Here is a 17,242-nt window from a genome sequence, read left to right on the forward strand (position 1 = left end):
TTTCCAAGGTAAGAAAAGCGAACATAGCCTTGCCTCTTCTGAACTTGCCTATTGGATAACAGAAAGATTTTGTATTGATAAGGAGATTTACCAAACAGCTATTAAAATTTTTAATGAGCAAACTTCAAAAAAATAACCTGTTACTCAACAAATTAAGTACCAGGTTATTTTAAATATTTTATTACCGATACAATAATACAAATTAGCGATGTAAGTAAAAGCAACAGTCCCATATTCTTATTCTCTTTTTCATCCTTCTTAACATTTTGTATCCCCATTCCAGCAAGCATAAAACCTAACAATAATTGCAAAATAAGCATACTTTGCTTCGAATCATCATTCCAACTGTAAATAGAATAGCCCATTACAATAATAGCGAGTATAAATGTGGTAATTCTAATTATAAAAACACCCCCTATTTGATTCTATTGTGTTAACCTACTTACAATCCCAACAATAAACTTATACTCATCTCTACTTTTTCTTACTTTCTTAAACCCTTCTTTCGTATCAAAAATAAAACACGTTTTCCGAAACCAAATCCGTACATATAAAGACTCAAAGTAAATAGGTTTTATAATTCCTCTTTCCTCAAATTCAGTTCCATCTTTATTTTCTATTTCTGTTCGAACGAACCACCTATTTCCAATACCAATTTCAATATACTTCACATAAGTCCACCTTTCGGAAATTAATTTTTAACTATTCTATTATTTCCCCGGTAAGCGCACATTCCGACAGAACATGAGCCCATAAAGAAAAAGTAGATTACAAAAATCTACTTTATAACTTATATTTTTGCATTCGTTTATAAAATGTACTGCGAGGTACATCTAACAGTTTTGCAGCTAAAGAAACATTTCCATTCGTCTTTTCTAGCGCTTCAATCATACTATCACGCTGTATTTTTTCACGAAAATTTAATGTATGTTCTGTTTTATTTTCTGTTTGCAATGCAAGTTGATGTTGATTTCCCATCATTGTTTGTAATAAAAAAGAGATTTGTTTTTCGCATATTTCGCGACCTTGCGACAAAATGTAAATCCGTTCTAATACATTTAATAATTCCCGAATATTTCCGGGCCATTTATGCTGTGAAAATTGATTACAAATACTCTTTGGGAATACAACATTCCAATTCTTTCGTTCACAAAAATCTTGTATGAAGTACGGAATATCCTCTTTTCTTTCTATTAACGATGGAACATATAGCGGATAAACATGTAACCGATAATATAAATCTTGACGGAATTTCCCTTCTTCTACTAATCGCAGTAAATCTTTATGTGTCGCTGTAATAATACGAATATTTACTGGTACTTCTTTTGAACTGCCAATCGGGGTTACTGTTCGTTCTTGTAAAACACGCAATAATGCTACTTGCATCTCCGGCGGCACTTCACCAATTTCATCTAAAAATATTGTTCCACCGTCTGCTTGTTCGAATTTCCCTTTATATCCTTGGCGCCGCGCACCTGTAAACGCACCTTCAGCATAACCGAATAATTCACTTTCCATTAATTCTTTCGGCAACGAACCACAATTAACAGCTATAAAAGGGCCATTTTTTCTTGGACTATTTTCATGAATCGCTCTCGCTACATATTCTTTCCCTACACCTGTTTCACCACAAACATATACACTAGCGTCAGTTGGAGATACAAGCTTAATTTCTTCTAAAGTATGTTGAAATGCATTGCTTGTCCCTATAACTCCTGGGAAAGTAATTCCGTTTATAAATGGGGAAGCTGAAAATAAATTTCCTTGTTTATTTTCCTGTACATAAATACATTTCCCGATCATTCTATCATTACTATATACTGGTACTTCTAATTTAGGCTTCAATCCATGTTGCATTAAATCTTCAAGTTTCATTCGTGACCAATTAGAAACACGTTCTCGAACCTTTTTGCTTGCGGAAACGATAACATCACGATGATTACAAATGACAACTTGTTCATCACTGTCAATTACATCTAAAAAACGATGGATTAAATGTAGTTCATTTTGATGCACTCGAATACTACATTCACGTTCAATCGCATGTGCAATTGAAGTTACAATCCCTAGCATATACGGATGTGAAAATTCAATTGGACAGGAGAAATCTAGAACACCAATTAATTTCCCATCATCGTTATGAATCGGAGCGGCCGCACAACTCCAGCTATGAGATGCGACAGAATAATGCTCTGTACCACTTATCATAATAGCCTCTTCAATCTGTAACGCGGTTCCTATCGCATTTGTACCAACAGCTGCTTCCGTCCATTTCACACCCTCAATGAAGTTAATATGTTTTGCTCGTTTTAACGTTTGTTGATTTCCGCTTAACGATAGAACGTAACCGTCTGGATTAATTAATAATGCCATCATTTGCAGTTCATCAATGGTTTTCCTCATATTTTGTAATTGAGGTATTGCTATATCAAGGAAGATTTCACTCTTTTTCTTTTGATCTTGAAAAATATTAGAAGACAAAATTTTCTGACCTTTATTCATATGAGGATTCACATTTGCTTGTTTACATCGATGCCATGACTCTGAAATTCTTTCGTTCATACGGTTCGAATCAAGGACTCCTTCATCAATAAACTTTTTCCATGTATGTAAGTAAAACGGTGAAGCTAACATTGTATCATCTCCCTATTCATTATTTTGGAGATCTGTAAAAACATACTTTTATTATAAAACTGAATAAAAGCGTTTTCAATAAAACTAGAAAGACGACACAAATATGTTAATAATTTGAATATCTTAATGCGCTTCTTTATTCTTTTTTAGTAAAACTATATTTTGTATAATAGACGCAAAGAAAATACATAACCAAAACCACTTTTGTGGATTGCCGTTTATAAAGAAAACTATCAACGCTATTGCAAATAAAGTAGTGGATGCTAAACTAAAATATAATTTTGTTTTAATTCCCACTATCCCTCACTCCTCTATCACTTTACAGTACATATTAACTCTTCATTTTTTAACTCTAATATGTACTTCTGTAAAACATATTCTCTTCCGCCATGTTTTTCATACCAATCCTGTATTCTTTTAACATGCATCTCGTCACTTCTAATTTTTGATTCAATGTCTTTATACTGTTCATAACTGTCATATTCCCATATGGCGAATATTTCTGTTGTACCATCATTATTATCTTTCATCCAGCGTCCTATTAGCCTGGAACCATGCTTTAACTGGTTAGGTAAGTTTGTGTTAGTAAAATGCTCATTAAATATTTCTGAAAATTCTTTTTTTACTATATAGTACTTTCTTCTGTAAAACATCCCACTACACCTCTTTTATGAATCTTCCCATTACAACCGTATTATAATACTTCCCATCCGACAGCTTTTTGTCATTTTTCAAAATACCTTCTACTTCAAAACCTAATTTTTTATAAAGTTGAATAGCTTTTTCATTTGTCTCTAGCACTTGTAATGATATCTTTTTCACTTCATTTTCATCAGCCCACTGAATAGATTGTTGCAAGAGACTCTTACCGATTCTATATCCCCAAAACTCTCTTAAAATACAAACACCAAATTCTACCTTATGGGATAATCTCTTCAAATTTGATCCTTCACATCTTGAAAATCCTACGATTTGGTTGTGCACTTCTGCAACTAAAAACAGATTCTTTATCTCTTCACTATCTGTTTTTATTATTTTTTGAAACCCTATCTTATTTATAAATCCCTCTCCAGCTTCTCTATCCATATTTTCAGTTTCGCCATCGATCTGAACTCTAATTTCTGATAACTGCTCAGCATCCGTTTCAGATGCAGAACGAATTGTATAAGTTAATCCATTTATATGAAACTCTTGTCCTTTTATAATCATTACAAACTCCTTTTAAATGCAATCTATTGATGCGATTATAATTTCTTTACCCTGTTTCTCAAATTGTTGAATCGTTTCTTTACTAGCTTCTTCATCTGTTATTATAAGGTCAATTTCTATCAGTGACTCTCCTTTTATAAAGCAGTCTCTTCCAAGTTTCTTATGAGGAGCTAAACAAATATTTCTTCTAGCAATTTTACTTACTCTTTTTCCAAAATAAGCAACTTCCGGAGTTGCAGTACTTATACCGTTCAATGAAATGCCACCACCTGTAGAGAAATAAAGATCAATAGATAATCTACTTATCATTTCAGAGGCAAGTGTATCTGTCATATTCCCTGATGGTTTCACCTTTCCACCAATTAAGTATGTATCAATGTTCTTATATTCCCGTAAGGTACTAGCAATTTCTAAAGCATTCGTAATCACTGTAAATGACATTTCAGGTAAGTATTTTAACATGGCATAATGAATAGAAGCCCCGCCAATAAAAACGGAATCACCTTCTTGTATGTAGGATACAGCAACTTTCGCAATCGCATCTTCCTCTATTGAAATATCACGATAACGTTTCGTTGGTTCGGCAGCTAAGTTTCTCACTCGCGTCAGTTCGATTGCACCTCCGTGCGTTCTTTTTAACAAGCCATCCTTCTCCATAATAGATAAATCTCTTCTTATCGAATCAATAGACATATCGAAACTTTCCGCAAGATCTTTAGCAATTACCCTTCCATCTTTCTTAAGTAACTCCAAAATTTTCTCTCTACGCTCTTCAGTAAACATATACCCACCGCCCTTATTGAAGATTCTGAAACCTCATCCTTATTTTAATTATATGCATGTCTCTTCCGTTTTACAATATTTTCAATTCTTATTCACTCCGTTTTATTCAGCTTTTCCCCTCTTTCTATTCCGTTAACTTCAGAACGAAATAAATGTATATTTGTATATTCCACAAACATACTTCCATTTAACTTCCTATTGATGTAAAATTATTCCTATGTTTTACTTTTTAACACAGAAAGGAATTATTATGAAATCTATAATTAAAGTAACTTGTACAGCATTATTATTTACAGGACTAATGGCAGGATGTAATGGGAATACTGCACCGAAACAAGAAAAGAGCGCTCTTGAAAAGGATGCAATGCACTATGGGGAAATATATAAAAATGAATACTATAGAGCAACTGTTGAAAATGCTAAATTCGAAAAAATAGACAAAGAGTGGCGTCTCACAGCTCGAGTTACTATAAATAATGCTCGTACTGACGGACAAACGATAGATCTTTCAGAAATAAAATATTTCATAAAAGATGAAAAAACGGGTGAAAAATACGAAGGTGAAGTTATACAAAATGAAAATGCTAAAAAGGTTCCTTCTGAGTTTTCTTTAACTACCGACATTGTATTTAATATGAAAGCTTCTCCAAAAGATTTAAATACCATGTATTTATACATAGATAGCAAAGCTGCGCCGTTAACAGATACTTATTGGAAGCTTGATAATTTAGCATCTAAATAAAAAACAGTCTTATAAGACTGTTTTTTTGTTTGTAAAGTTATAAAGTTTACTAGTTACCTATCTCAAGCAATACGTCTTTTGCACAAATTGTCACTTCTTCAAATGGGCCATCAAATAATACACCCAATTCGAACCCTTCATTAGTAAGATCTATTTCATGACATAACCACCAAGCACCTTCAAAATCTTCCGGAATAGAACATTTCGTTACGCCTGTAAAAGTTACTTCCAGTTTATCAAATTCACTGCAAGTACCACTGCAATCTAATATAATAATTAGCGTATCTTTTGATATTCTCTCTACTGATTTGACTACACTGTCATGTAGTGAGTAATCATGTAACTGAATAACATTTGTTGGGAGTTTTTTCTTAATCGAATGGAATTGCTCTAAGTAGAATCGATCTAAATGAGCCCTTCTTTTCTCACAATCCTCTATCCATTCTTTCATAAGTTTTTTCAATTCACTAGAAGGATATTCTGAATTAATTATGGTGTTATGAATAAATGGGTGTATGGATTCAGGAAGGAATTTTAATAAATCTGTTTTCCTTTATTTCCTCTATTAAACTTTGTATATCCATTTCTGACCATTCTTTTATAGACTCTATAAAACTTACAAATTCTATAATTTGCATTTCTTTATACCAATCTCCAGTGAAATTCTTCAATCGCACCACCCCTAAAACATTTTAACATCCCACAAAAGCAATACATCTATTTATTATATCATTCCAATAACTATTTTTTCTAAAGAAAAAATGCAAAACTATAAATATTCCGCCTTTTATTTCTAAAACTTCAGAATATTTACAATAGTTTATAATTAGAATACATTTTACTAGTACAAAGTTTCACCTGTACAAAATCTAAACAAAAAGGGATGGTTATATGTTGAAGAAATTAGTAGCAGGTACACTAGTAGCGGGATTTGCATTCACTGGAGGACTTGGAGTAGCAAGTGCTGAAGAAAAAGCTAACACAATTAAGTCTTTTGATTATTTAAAAGTGGATGAACAGGATGTTAATTCACTTACAAAATTAAGTGATCAGGACAAGAAAGATATCCAAATTACTATGGTATTACCAGAGCAAAATGAAAATGGAGATTGGTTAGCTTACGGTTTTACTAGCCGCGAAACATTAGATGCTTATATTGAAAAGGATAAAAAAGTACTTAAAAATAAAATTAATCCTTTAGGTAGCGGTGCTGGTAGTACTGATTTTTATGAACATAAAGATAAAGGTGGCCAATATATTTACTGGAGCAGCGGTTTTAAAAACTTACCTTCTAGCTGGAATGACAGAATTTCTTCTGTAAGTACAGCATCGCCTTCAGCAAGTTATTCAACGACACTTTGGGAGCATACTTCAACACAAGGCTATGGAAAAGGTGTTGTATTCAAACATGCTGATTGGTACGGTAAAACTGCTAATTTAGCTGCTGATTGGAACGATATTACTTCAGCGATTGACGTAAAAAAATAATAAGATATTCAATTTTCCCTGTAAAAATTCAAACCACTATTCTCTTATTCATTTAGAGAATAGTGGTTTATTAATTTTCTATTTAAGCATGTACAGCATGCCCTACAGCTTGTAATAACGCTTCATGAATCGCTTCAGATAAAGTTGGATGCGCTGCAATATAATCTCTCATAATATCAGCGGTAACTTCTGTATGAATCATTACAGTTCCTTGTCCGATTAGTTCGGTTGCACGAGGACCGATAATAGAAATCCCAACAATTTCTTGATATTTAGGTTCCACGATAACTTTTACTTTACCCGTTTGTTCTCCAATAATAAGCGCCTTTCCGTTCGCTGTAAAAGGAAATTCTCCTATAAGAATATCACCGTATTGTTCTCTTGCATCTTTTTCGTTTAAACCAACACTTGCGATTTCTGGGGATGTGTATATACATCGAGGTACTGCATGATAGTTAACTTTCACATCTTCTCCACTCATATGTAACGCTGCTGTCGTTCCTTCATGGAAAGCAACGTGAGCAAGTTGTATTCCACCAATCACATCACCTGCTGCGTAAATATGTGATACATTTGTTTGCATATGTTCATTCACAGAAATTCCTTTATTTGAAAATTGAACACCTGCTTTTTCTAAATCTAATTTTTGTACACGTGGTTTTCGGCCGACAGAAACGAGAACATATTCCGGATTGGCTTCTTGGATACTTCCTTCATATTCAAATGAAGCTTGCTTCTTATAATTATTTAATCCTTTTAAAGCAGCTCCTGTAAATATTTCTACGCCATCATTTTCTAGTTTATCTCTTAAAATATGTGCGATATCTTCATCTTCACCATGTAATAATTGCGGTGCCATTTCAACAATCGTAACTTTTGTTCCAAGACGACTATAAATACTTGCAAACTCGCAACCTATTACACCACCGCCAACGATTAATAATGATTTCGGTATATTTTCTAGGGACATTGCATGGCTACTATTTAAAATCCACTTCCCATCAAATGGAGCAAAAGGTAATTCAGTCGGTTCTGAACCTGTTGCTATAATGAACTGGTCTCCATCTACTACATCTACTTTATCACCGTGTGTAACTCGTACACGGTGATCCGTTTCAAATTTCGCTTTACCTTGTATAACTTTTATTTTATTTTTCTTCATTAAATATTGAATTCCTTGGACAAGCTGCGTTACGATCTGTGATTTCCTCGCCTGTATTTGCTTCCAATCAATTGATATACTTCCTTTGTTAAGCGTAACTCCGTAATTATTCGCTTTTCTCACAATGTCATGCACTTCCGCACTTTCTAACAATGATTTTGTAGGCATGCAACCAACATTTAAACAAGTCCCGCCAAGATCAGCTTCATCAATAAGAGTGACATCTTTCCCATTTTGAGCCGCGGTAATTGCCGCTACATAGCCAGCAGGTCCGCCTCCAATAACGACTAATTTACTCATTCTCTCACCTTCTCTTTATAAAAGAATTGTTACAGGTTCTTCTAAATAACGTTTAATTGTGCGTAAAAATGCAGCTGCTGGTGCGCCGTCTAATACACGATGATCGAATGTTAAACTTAAAGGTAACATACTTCCTTTTCTTAATTTTTTCCCTTTATATACAGGAACATGTTCAATTGCACCAACACCTAAAATACCAGTTTCAGGTGTATTTAATACTGGTGTGAAATATTCAATCCCAAAGCTACCTAAATTACTAATTGTAAAGGTTGTCCCTTGCATATCGTCACTACTTAAATTACCTTCTCTTGCTTTTTGTGCCACAATTTTAATTTCTTTAGATAACTCTACTAAAGATAATTTATTAGCAAAGCGAATAGACGGAACGACTAATCCTTTTTCTAACGCGACTGCCATGCCTAAATGAACATGTTCAAATTGATGAATTGCATCATCTATATAAGCGCTGTTCATTTCTTTATGCTCCGCAAGTGCTAATACAACAGCGCGAGAAACGAAATCCGTAATGGTTAGTTTATCGTATCGTTTTTGTACAACTTCCGCTATGTCTTTATGTAAAGCTACTAAATCTGTCACATCTACTTTCATCGTTAATGTTAATTGCGCACTATTTTGTAGGCTTGCATGCATACGGTTTGCGATTGCTTTCCTCATACCAGTCACAGGAATGACTTTACTTTCTTCTTGTTCAAGTACTTCTGGAATTGCAACTCTTTCCTCAAGTGCCTTTAAAACATCTACCTTTGTTATTCTTCCTCCAGGTCCTGTACCAATTAATGATCTAATATCAAGATTTTCAGTTTTTGCAATCTTTTTCGCAACCGGAGATATTTTGATTCTTTGCTTCGCTACTTCTTTCGCATATGGTTCTGTATGTTGTATATTTTTAGGTTCTGCATTAGGTGTTTTTTCTTCTACAACATTTGTATTTTCATAGACTTCTACTTTTTCGTTCGGCTTACCGATATAGCAAATTACAGTACCCGGCGGCACGCCCTCATCTTCACTTACAGCTATATCAAGAACAGTTCCATCCGCTGGTGCTTCTATTTCAGTTTCGATTTTTTCCGAGTTAATGCTAGCAATTAGTTCACCTTTTTCTACATTATCACCTGCTTTAATATTCCAGCTCGTAATAATACCTTCTTTCATCGCCATACCTAACTTTGGCATTACAACTTCAACAGCCATGTTTCTCTCTCCCTTCTCATCGTTTCATTACACATGTAATAAAGATTGGTCTCCGATCATTTCTGATACGGTTTCAATTACTTTTTCCGGCGTTGGTAAGTATAACTTTTCAAGTGGTGGAGAGAACGGAACTGGTGTATGTGGTGCTGTAATTCGTTTAATAGGTGCATCTAACAAATCGAATCCTTTATCCGCTACAATTGCTGCAATATCCGTTGCGATACTACATCTTGGATTTGCTTCGTCAATAACAATTAGGCGATTCGTTTTTTCAACAGATGCTAAAATCGTATTTTCATCCAATGGTGATAAAGAACGTGGATCAATTACTTCTACTTCAAGTCCCTTTTTCGATAATTGCTCAGCAGCTGCAAGTGCTGTATGAACTTGTTTTCCAATTGCGACGATTGTTACATCAGAACCTTCACGTTTAATATCTGCTTTCCCTAATGGAATTGTATAGTATTCTTCTGGTACTTCGCCTTTCATATTGTAAAGTGTTTTATCTTCAAAGAAGATAACTGGATCGTCATCTTCAATTGCTGCTAATAATAAACCTTTTGCGTCATACGGAGTAGAAGGAACGACAACTTTTATACCTGGAATGCTCGTAAATAACGCATATAAACTTTGTGAATGCTGTGCCGCTGCGCTAAAACCAGCACCATGCATCGTACGTACTGTAACTGGCACTTTTGCTTTACCACCGAACATGTAGCGGAACTTTGCGCCTTGGTTTAATACTTGATCAAGACAACTACCGATAAAATCATTAAACATTAATTCAGCAATCGGACGTAATCCTGTTGCAGCAGCTGCCATCGCCGCTCCCATATAACCCGCTTCTGAAATAGGTGTATCTAAAATACGATTTCGACCAAATTCTTGTACAAGGCCTTTCGTAACACCAAGCACACCGCCCCATGCTTCATCGTCTTGCAAGTGATCAACTTGTGCACCGCCTGCAACATCTTCTCCGATTAAAATTACATTTTCATCACGACGCATTGATATTTTCATCGCTTCATTAATTGCAGTTGACATACTTACTGTTCTAGTCATTATTTTTCACCCTCCTCTTATTTGTAAGAAACGTATACATCTTTTAATAATTCTTCATCCTCTGGATATGGACTATTTTCACTAAATTCAATTGATCTTTGCACTGCTTCATCTACTGCCTTTTCCATATCGACAAGTTCAGATTCAGTTAATAGCGCTTTATGAATTAAATGCTTACGGAAATTCACAATCGCATCTTTTTCATTTAAATGTTCTTCTTTTTCTTCTGAAGTTTTATACGTTTGTGCTTCACCTTCGAAATGACCGTAATTGCGATATGTCATACATTCAATTATTGTTGGACCACCACCATTACGCGCACGTTCTACTGCTTCTTCCGCGGCTTTATATACTGCAAGTAAATCTTTTCCATCCACTTGAACACCTGGAATATTGTAAGCTTTTGCTCGATCTGCAATGGAATCACAACTTGACGCATATTCAAATGTTGTTGCTTCACCGTAACCGTTATTTTCGGCGATAAAAATAACTGGTAACTTCCAAATCGCTGCTAAGTTAACCCCTTCGTGAAATGTCCCTTCATTATTTGCTCCGTCACCGAAGAAGCAAACACTCACATCTTTCGTTCCTTTATATTTAGCTGTTAATGCTGAGCCGCAAGCAAGTGGAAAACCTCCGCCTACAATCCCATTTGCACCAAGCATTCCTTTATTTAAATCGGCAATATGCATGGAACCGCCTTTACCTTTACATAACCCTGTCACTTTCCCAAAAAGTTCAGCCATCATCCCGTTTAAATCACAGCCTTTTGCGATACAATGTCCATGTCCTCTATGCGTACTTGTAATACTGTCACGATCCGTTAAGTGGGCACATACACCAACTGCTACCGCTTCTTCACCTGCGTATAAATGAACGAAACCTGGCAGAACGCCTTGGGCGAATAATTCATGCACCTTATCTTCAAACTTACGAATCTCTAACATTTTTTCATACATCCAACGAGCTTGTTCTTTCGTAATTTCATTCCCTTTACTTTCAGTTGTTTTTAACATGTCCAGCCCTCCTATTTTCTTGTTCATCTTTTATATTGCAAGTACTGTGCCAAATTCTAATCATTGATTTCATCGGTTTTCTCTTTCCTTTAGAAATAAAAAAGTGGACAAAATGAGACATATGTCTCGTTTTGTCCACTTTTGTTCACTTAATGTTAGTATGATTATCTTATTCATTATCAAAACTCTTCTGTAACTTCCGGATGTAAATAATTTGACCAATATGATAAGCGTTATGAGTTGTTACATTTGCTAATATTTCCCACCACTTTGCAGAAACAGGAAATCCAACTACATCACTTTCAACCTTCTCTTCATTTATAAGCTTTTGCCATTGTAACAGTTTCTCTAGTAGTTTTTCTCTTAACTCATCGAAGGTTTGATTATTTGAAAGCATAAAACTTTTGTTATTATCACCAATAGCGGGCACGGCATCCACATTCGATTCTTTGTACCTAGTTTGCCACGTTGAATTCCAATACAGTAAATGTTGTACAATTTCAGCTATACTATTACTCTCTTCATTCGGTTTCCAGAAAGCTTCTCTCTCAGGTAGATCTTTCACTGCATCTGAAAATGGAATATACCAACTAGGATCGTTTGCATTCGCTAATAATTGATCTGCTAAAACATCTTTCACATGGGCCATTTTTTCCCCTCATTTCATTAACATATTCATACTCACTTCTCTATATACGCTGAGTCTTTATAATTCCCTTTTTTAAAAATCTCATAGAATATAGAATTAACGGGTATTGCTCTCAAAACGAATGTAAGAATAATAGATTTTCTTATCATAACTCGTTATGATAAAAGAAAAAGAAAGCTGGCGGAAAATGGATAAAAAAATCGCAGTTATAACCGGGGCTTCAAGTGGTTTCGGTCTTTTAACAACACTTGAGCTTGCGAAAAAAGACTATTTAGTCATAGCTACAATGCGAAACCTTAATAAACAAGAAGATTTAATATCTCAAGCTACTAAACTGAACTTACAACAAAACATAACAGTTCAACAATTAGATGTAACCGATCAAAACTCTATACATAACTTTCAATTATATATAAAAGAAATAAATAGAGTAGATCTTCTCATTAATAATGCAGGATATGCACATGGGGGCTTTGTAGAAGAAATTCCAGTAGAGGAATACCGTAAACAATTTGAAACGAACCTTTTTGGAGCTATATCAATTACTCAACTTGTATTACCTTATATGAGAGAACAAAAAAGTGGAAAAATCATAAATATAAGCAGCATTAGTGGTCAAGTTGGATTCCCTGGTCTATCTCCTTACGTTTCTTCAAAATATGCGTTAGAAGGCTGGAGTGAATCACTTCATTTAGAAGTAAAACCGTTCGGAATAGATGTTATATTAGTGGAACCAGGTTCTTATAACACGAATATATGGGAAGTGGGTAAACAACTAGCTACAAACCAATCTGAAACTACTTCTCCTTACAAAGAATATATGGATAAAATACAAAAACATATTAATAGCGGCAGCGATACATTTGGTAATCCGATAGATGTTTCTAATAAAATTGTAGAAATTGCTGAATCTAAGCGTACGAATTTACGATATCCAATTGGAAAAGGTGTAAAATTTATGATCTTTGCGAAGAGGATTCTTCCTTGGAGATTGTGGGAATACCTTGTATTGAGAACCTTTAAGAAAATGTAGTTAACTTTTTTGATAAACATTTTGAAAGAGGTGCTAATTAAATGTTAGGTTTACCGTATGGAAAAGTGTTTTTAGTTCCGTGGACTGAACAATGGGAAATTGAATTTATGAAAGAGAAACAATTCATTGAGGAACAAATTGGCGAACATATTTTAGCAGTACACCATATTGGTAGTACCTCTATTTCACATTTAAGTGCAAAGCCAATTATTGATATTGCAATCGAATTAGAAGATTATACGGACGGTTTAACATGTATTAAAAAGTTAGAACTGCTAAACTATAAATACAGAAAAGATGTACTACCTGAACGATATTATTTTAATAAAGGAGAACCACGAACTCATCAAATTCATATGTATGAACAAGGAAATACATATTTAATAGAACAATTACAATTCAGAGATTACTTAATAAACAATAAGACTTCTCGTATACAGTATGAACAGTTAAAGATTCAACTTTCACAAGCTAATCCTAATGATAAACATAAATATGCTGAGGATAAAACAAATTTCGTTACATCCATATTAGCCAAAATAAATGATGAATTTAAATAAGAAACCATTTACTACTCAATGGTTTCTTATTTATTAGTTAACTCTTGATTTGTACCATCAATAATCACCTTATTATGCAGCAGGTGGAACGAAATAAACTAGTATTGAGAGCATCAATATAAATGCAACCATTCCCGTTATCGAGAGTATATATTCTTTTGATTCTCTATCATACTTCCATTCCATCCATGCTCTTAAAGTCGATGATATCCCTAAATAAATGAACATGACATAAGCCATTTTAGAGTTTTCAAATTTAAACATATAATAACAACTACCTATTATATAAATAATAATAAGTCCTATTTCTATTTTTACATGTAAACTATTCACATGCTTATATCCGAAGAAGCCTCTTTTCTCCATATTTAATTTTATTCTTAAACACTGTTCTAAAAAGTAACCACCTATAGCCAGTCCAATAATAATAATCAAGATTGTAGAAATACCCATTGTTATCCCCCCTCTTATTACTTTATTTATTTTTAGAAATAGAGTGGACTATATTACGTTTATTCTCTTCTAAATAACTTACAATTCCTTCAGGATATGTGGACCTCTCCTTTAATTCATTTATATTTTTCCAAATTAATATAATATCCTCATATTCTTTATGTCTAATTTCATTTATTCCCCGGTCTTTAACAATTCCCCTATGTATCAATGTACAATGATGTCCTTTTTCGTTGTCCCACTCGAAAATATGTTCATTTACTACGGCCAATTCTTGAACATCAATCTTCAAATTGTATTCTTCTATTAATTCTCTTACTATTGCTTCTTTTGCTGTTTAACCAAATTCAATGTAACCTCCTGGAAAACGATAAAATGTTTCTCTTAAATCACATTGTACAAGTACGTTAGAATGATCTTCATTTAAAATCATTACTTCAGCACGTAATCGAGGACTTTTCATTTCTTCTCTCCCTATAATTGCTCATTTTGTGATATTGCCATAGTGTCTTAATCAATACGTATTAAATAAGGAAATATAGAATTATCCCCGTTATCAATAGTGATACAACTCCGCCTAAGGACATCAAAAACTCCCTTGATTCTCTATCATATTTCCATTCCATATATGATTCGAAACTATACAACGTAATTAAAAACAGAAAGGGTAGGAAGCCCATGTATAGAGGGTTCGAAAGAGAAGAACATATAATTATAACTACTATATACGAAAAAATAATAATCCTGTTTCCCCATTTATGCAGCTTATTTACATATTTATTATTCCATCCTTTTTGTTTCGGTATATTTAGCCTTTTTCTCACTATATTTTCTAAAACAAATAAGAATATGATCCATAAAACTAATACAATTACTTTCACATGCATTAGAGAGATCACCTCCTTTATCTTATCGTCTGGATTTTCTCCGGCTAATCACTCGGATACGTAGTACTCATTTTGTTCTCTACGTCCCAACTAATAATAGTCGCACTATCTCTCCCTAATTGCTGATGAACGTGTTCTAAAACATTATGAACATTTTCTTTTAGTTCTACATTACTTTCGTTCATATCATTATACAGATTCAATGGTGTTTCATAATGACGTTCCCCGCATTCTAATACCCCATCTGTGACTATTACAATTCGATTCTTTCCAGCACGTAATTCACGAATTCCTGTTGAATAGCAAGGGACTGGTAAATTAAATGTGTTTATATTTCCAATCCATTCGTAAAAATGACGTTGATTTAATGCATATTGTCCTAACTTATGTAACTCTTCATGAAATACATAAACTAAACAATCACCAATAGATAACCACCATATGTAGTTTTCTTTTCTTACACATATTAAGCACGCTGTTTCCCCTTTTACTCTTTTGCACTTTTCTTTAAATGAGAGGGATTGAAAGATTGTAAGTAGATGATTTTCAACAGATCGAAATACTGTATCAATCGATTCATTCATCATTACTTTTATATTTTCATATTCTTTTTGGATTGTATTTACTACTAAATCAACACTTTCCGCACTATTATGTCCATCTAAAATAGCTGCAAATTCCCAATCACCATTTGACCAAACTAACGCACCATCTTCGTTCTTTTTTGCTCCGGCGCTTATATTCCCGCCGTATTTTCCAAGTACAACGTCACCATATTGTTTAACTGAAATTTCTCCTAAACACATTTCTGTATTTCCAACCCATGAATATTGTCTATTATTTGTTGTATGCATACTCATTTACCATATACTTTCGTATTCTTTCACATATTTTTTTAATTTTCTCTTCGTCACCATATGGCGCATCAGTCCATTTCGCTACTTCAGTTGGTGACCAAAATTCTTTGGGTGTATTTGGATAACGCGGTATGATGTGCATGTGCATATGTGGTACACCATTTCCTGAAACAAAAGTGTAAATATGCTCTGCACCTTCGCTTTCTTTTAACGCTTTACTTACTCTACTTGTTATAAGTCCGAACGTTTTCGCTTCCTCATCTGTTAGTTCAGCAAGACCAGGTATATGTCTTTTTATATCTATCATTACATAACCAAGGTATGTTTCTTCACTATCCCAGTGGACATGTCCAACATAAACGAGTTCATCTTCATAAATAGCTCCACCTGGAACTGTAATATTTTCTTTATGTTTCTCGCAAATAAAGCATTTTCGTTCTACTTGATTATTTGTTGACATATCCATCACCACCCTTTTTATTAATAATATCATAAAAAAAGGAAAAACAGGATTTATATTCCGAAAATTCATTCTTTCAATTCGGCAATTTTTGAAATAAATTTGCACCTTATTATTTCTTCAAAAACGCAATCCCAATTACGATTCCAATCACAATTCCGATTACTAAATTATTAGTAAAAAAACCTTGAAATACACCGATTACAACCCCTATACCGACACCTATTGCCAAGGCATCATTCCTTTTATTATTTTTAGCCAAAATTGCATCTCCTCCCATCATTTCTCCCTAAATAACATACATTTACTTGAATGTATTAATATATTCACTATCTCACTTGAATATTTCCAAAAAATGAACTATAACTTCACATATAATATTTTCCATTTTCTGTGCATACTCCTTTATAATGAAAAAATTTCAAGTAACCATTAAATATATATAGGCATTTACTATAAGAAATATCAGTAATTTATTTAAGGAGGAACGATTCAAATGCATCCTCATTGGAATCCAAATATAAATCAACAATATGTACATTCCCCCCATCCTGTAAGGAATACATTGCATCAAGATTCAGAATATATGATGCAGCGTATTGCAAGTCTTGAAAGTCAATTAGCGAAACTAATCTCATTAATCGACGAAAATAATCAATTAATTAAATCAATGGAACAACAACAAAACCAAGTTTGCACACCAGCTGGCGGTTCTGTTATCGTTCGTATGTAATT

At 33.8% G+C, this 17,242-nt stretch carries 22 protein-coding genes and 2 pseudogenes; 5 read left to right on the top strand and 19 right to left on the bottom strand.

Annotation, left to right across the window (positions count from 1 at the left end):
- Positions 1 to 164: 164 nt before the first annotated feature.
- From CER22_RS11765 to CER22_RS11795, 7 genes are all read right to left on the bottom strand, one after another.
- Complete coding sequence (locus CER22_RS11765) at positions 165 to 404, bottom strand: DUF3953 domain-containing protein (protein ID WP_073515272.1); 240 nt, start codon at positions 402 to 404, stop codon at positions 165 to 167.
- A gap of 21 nt (positions 405 to 425) precedes the next feature.
- On the bottom strand, positions 426 to 671 hold the full coding sequence (locus CER22_RS11770) for a DUF3977 family protein (protein WP_088608813.1): 246 nt from the start codon (positions 669 to 671) through the stop codon (positions 426 to 428).
- A gap of 112 nt (positions 672 to 783) precedes the next feature.
- Positions 784 to 2,634, bottom strand: coding sequence for a sigma-54-dependent Fis family transcriptional regulator (locus tag CER22_RS11775; protein WP_088608814.1), 1,851 nt, complete (start codon positions 2,632 to 2,634; stop codon positions 784 to 786).
- A gap of 123 nt (positions 2,635 to 2,757) precedes the next feature.
- Positions 2,758 to 2,931: a hypothetical protein gene (locus CER22_RS33040; protein ID WP_098133380.1), complete on the bottom strand. Its 174-nt coding sequence runs from the start codon at positions 2,929 to 2,931 to the stop codon at positions 2,758 to 2,760.
- 17 nt (positions 2,932 to 2,948) lie between these two features.
- Positions 2,949 to 3,287: an NIPSNAP family protein gene (locus CER22_RS11785; RefSeq protein WP_088608815.1), complete on the bottom strand. Its 339-nt coding sequence runs from the start codon at positions 3,285 to 3,287 to the stop codon at positions 2,949 to 2,951.
- Positions 3,288 to 3,291: 4 nt separating this feature from the next.
- Positions 3,292 to 3,843 carry a GNAT family N-acetyltransferase gene (locus tag CER22_RS11790; protein WP_088063670.1) on the bottom strand — a complete coding sequence of 184 codons (552 nt, stop codon included), beginning with the start codon at positions 3,841 to 3,843 and terminating at the stop codon, positions 3,292 to 3,294.
- A 12-nt stretch (positions 3,844 to 3,855) separates the two neighbouring features.
- A complete protein-coding gene (locus CER22_RS11795) occupies positions 3,856 to 4,626 on the bottom strand; it encodes a DeoR/GlpR family DNA-binding transcription regulator (protein WP_088608816.1) in 771 nt (256 codons plus the stop codon).
- A 250-nt stretch (positions 4,627 to 4,876) separates the two neighbouring features.
- Between CER22_RS11795 and CER22_RS11800 the strand changes: the two genes are divergently transcribed.
- Positions 4,877 to 5,368 carry a hypothetical protein gene (locus CER22_RS11800; protein WP_073515277.1) on the top strand — a complete coding sequence of 164 codons (492 nt, stop codon included), beginning with the start codon at positions 4,877 to 4,879 and terminating at the stop codon, positions 5,366 to 5,368.
- A 49-nt stretch (positions 5,369 to 5,417) separates the two neighbouring features.
- Here CER22_RS11800 and CER22_RS11805 read toward each other — a convergent pair.
- Positions 5,418 to 6,039: pseudogene (locus CER22_RS11805) on the bottom strand (DUF4085 family protein).
- Between the two features lie 220 nt (positions 6,040 to 6,259).
- Here CER22_RS11805 and CER22_RS11810 point away from each other — a divergent pair.
- On the top strand, positions 6,260 to 6,856 hold the full coding sequence (locus tag CER22_RS11810; protein ID WP_088063671.1) for a hypothetical protein: 597 nt from the start codon (positions 6,260 to 6,262) through the stop codon (positions 6,854 to 6,856).
- 82 nt (positions 6,857 to 6,938) lie between these two features.
- On the opposite strand, the gene lpdA is transcribed toward CER22_RS11810, so the two are convergent.
- The 5 genes from lpdA to CER22_RS11835 form a co-directional block, all read right to left on the bottom strand.
- Positions 6,939 to 8,318: a dihydrolipoyl dehydrogenase gene (gene lpdA / locus CER22_RS11815; protein WP_088608817.1), complete on the bottom strand. Its 1,380-nt coding sequence runs from the start codon at positions 8,316 to 8,318 to the stop codon at positions 6,939 to 6,941.
- 15 nt (positions 8,319 to 8,333) lie between these two features.
- Positions 8,334 to 9,530: a dihydrolipoamide acetyltransferase family protein gene (locus CER22_RS11820; RefSeq protein WP_088608818.1), complete on the bottom strand. Its 1,197-nt coding sequence runs from the start codon at positions 9,528 to 9,530 to the stop codon at positions 8,334 to 8,336.
- 27 nt (positions 9,531 to 9,557) lie between these two features.
- Positions 9,558 to 10,592: an acetoin:2,6-dichlorophenolindophenol oxidoreductase subunit beta gene (gene acoB, locus CER22_RS11825; RefSeq protein WP_088608819.1), complete on the bottom strand. Its 1,035-nt coding sequence runs from the start codon at positions 10,590 to 10,592 to the stop codon at positions 9,558 to 9,560.
- 17 nt (positions 10,593 to 10,609) lie between these two features.
- Positions 10,610 to 11,608 carry an acetoin:2,6-dichlorophenolindophenol oxidoreductase subunit alpha gene (gene acoA, locus CER22_RS11830; protein WP_088063675.1) on the bottom strand — a complete coding sequence of 333 codons (999 nt, stop codon included), beginning with the start codon at positions 11,606 to 11,608 and terminating at the stop codon, positions 10,610 to 10,612.
- A 169-nt stretch (positions 11,609 to 11,777) separates the two neighbouring features.
- Entirely contained in the window at positions 11,778 to 12,257 is a 480-nt protein-coding gene (locus tag CER22_RS11835) for a DinB family protein (protein WP_060486729.1), read from the bottom strand.
- 187 nt (positions 12,258 to 12,444) lie between these two features.
- On the opposite strand from CER22_RS11835, the gene CER22_RS11840 reads away from it, so the two are divergent.
- A complete protein-coding gene (locus CER22_RS11840; RefSeq protein WP_218824977.1) occupies positions 12,445 to 13,290 on the top strand; it encodes an oxidoreductase in 846 nt (281 codons plus the stop codon).
- 41 nt (positions 13,291 to 13,331) lie between these two features.
- Positions 13,332 to 13,850, top strand: a complete 519-nt coding sequence (locus CER22_RS11845; protein WP_088608820.1) for a GrpB family protein — start codon at positions 13,332 to 13,334, stop codon at positions 13,848 to 13,850.
- A 72-nt stretch (positions 13,851 to 13,922) separates the two neighbouring features.
- Here CER22_RS11845 and CER22_RS11850 read toward each other — a convergent pair whose 3' ends face one another.
- The 6 genes and pseudogenes from CER22_RS11850 to CER22_RS11875 all read right to left on the bottom strand — a co-directional run bounded on the left by CER22_RS11850 (position 13,923) and on the right by CER22_RS11875 (position 16,787).
- Positions 13,923 to 14,303 carry a DUF4181 domain-containing protein gene (locus CER22_RS11850; protein WP_060486726.1) on the bottom strand — a complete coding sequence of 127 codons (381 nt, stop codon included), beginning with the start codon at positions 14,301 to 14,303 and terminating at the stop codon, positions 13,923 to 13,925.
- A 22-nt stretch (positions 14,304 to 14,325) separates the two neighbouring features.
- A pseudogene (locus CER22_RS11855) lies at positions 14,326 to 14,766 on the bottom strand (NUDIX domain-containing protein).
- 61 nt (positions 14,767 to 14,827) lie between these two features.
- Positions 14,828 to 15,190, bottom strand: coding sequence for a DUF4181 domain-containing protein (locus CER22_RS11860; RefSeq protein ID WP_000558206.1), 363 nt, complete (start codon positions 15,188 to 15,190; stop codon positions 14,828 to 14,830).
- A 44-nt stretch (positions 15,191 to 15,234) separates the two neighbouring features.
- Positions 15,235 to 16,044 (bottom strand): PP2C family serine/threonine-protein phosphatase, encoded by an 810-nt coding sequence (locus CER22_RS11865; RefSeq protein ID WP_088608821.1) that lies wholly within the window; start codon positions 16,042 to 16,044, stop codon positions 15,235 to 15,237.
- A complete protein-coding gene (locus CER22_RS11870; RefSeq protein WP_142293472.1) occupies positions 16,028 to 16,579 on the bottom strand; it encodes an HIT family protein in 552 nt (183 codons plus the stop codon). Before CER22_RS11870 ends, CER22_RS11865 begins: the two co-directional genes overlap by 17 nt.
- Positions 16,580 to 16,619: 40 nt before the next feature.
- Complete coding sequence (locus CER22_RS11875) at positions 16,620 to 16,787, bottom strand: hypothetical protein (protein ID WP_048547350.1); 168 nt, start codon at positions 16,785 to 16,787, stop codon at positions 16,620 to 16,622.
- 216 nt (positions 16,788 to 17,003) lie between these two features.
- On the opposite strand from CER22_RS11875, the gene CER22_RS32525 reads away from it, so the two are divergent.
- The gene (locus tag CER22_RS32525; RefSeq protein WP_142293467.1) at positions 17,004 to 17,240 is read left to right on the top strand and encodes a hypothetical protein; all 237 of its coding nucleotides are present in this window, start codon (positions 17,004 to 17,006) and stop codon (positions 17,238 to 17,240) included.
- Positions 17,241 to 17,242 lie beyond the last annotated feature (2 nt).

It is taken from the genome of Bacillus sp. K2I17 (genome assembly GCF_002209985.1).
Classification (GTDB): Bacteria; Bacillota; Bacilli; order Bacillales; family Bacillaceae_G; genus Bacillus_A; species Bacillus_A wiedmannii.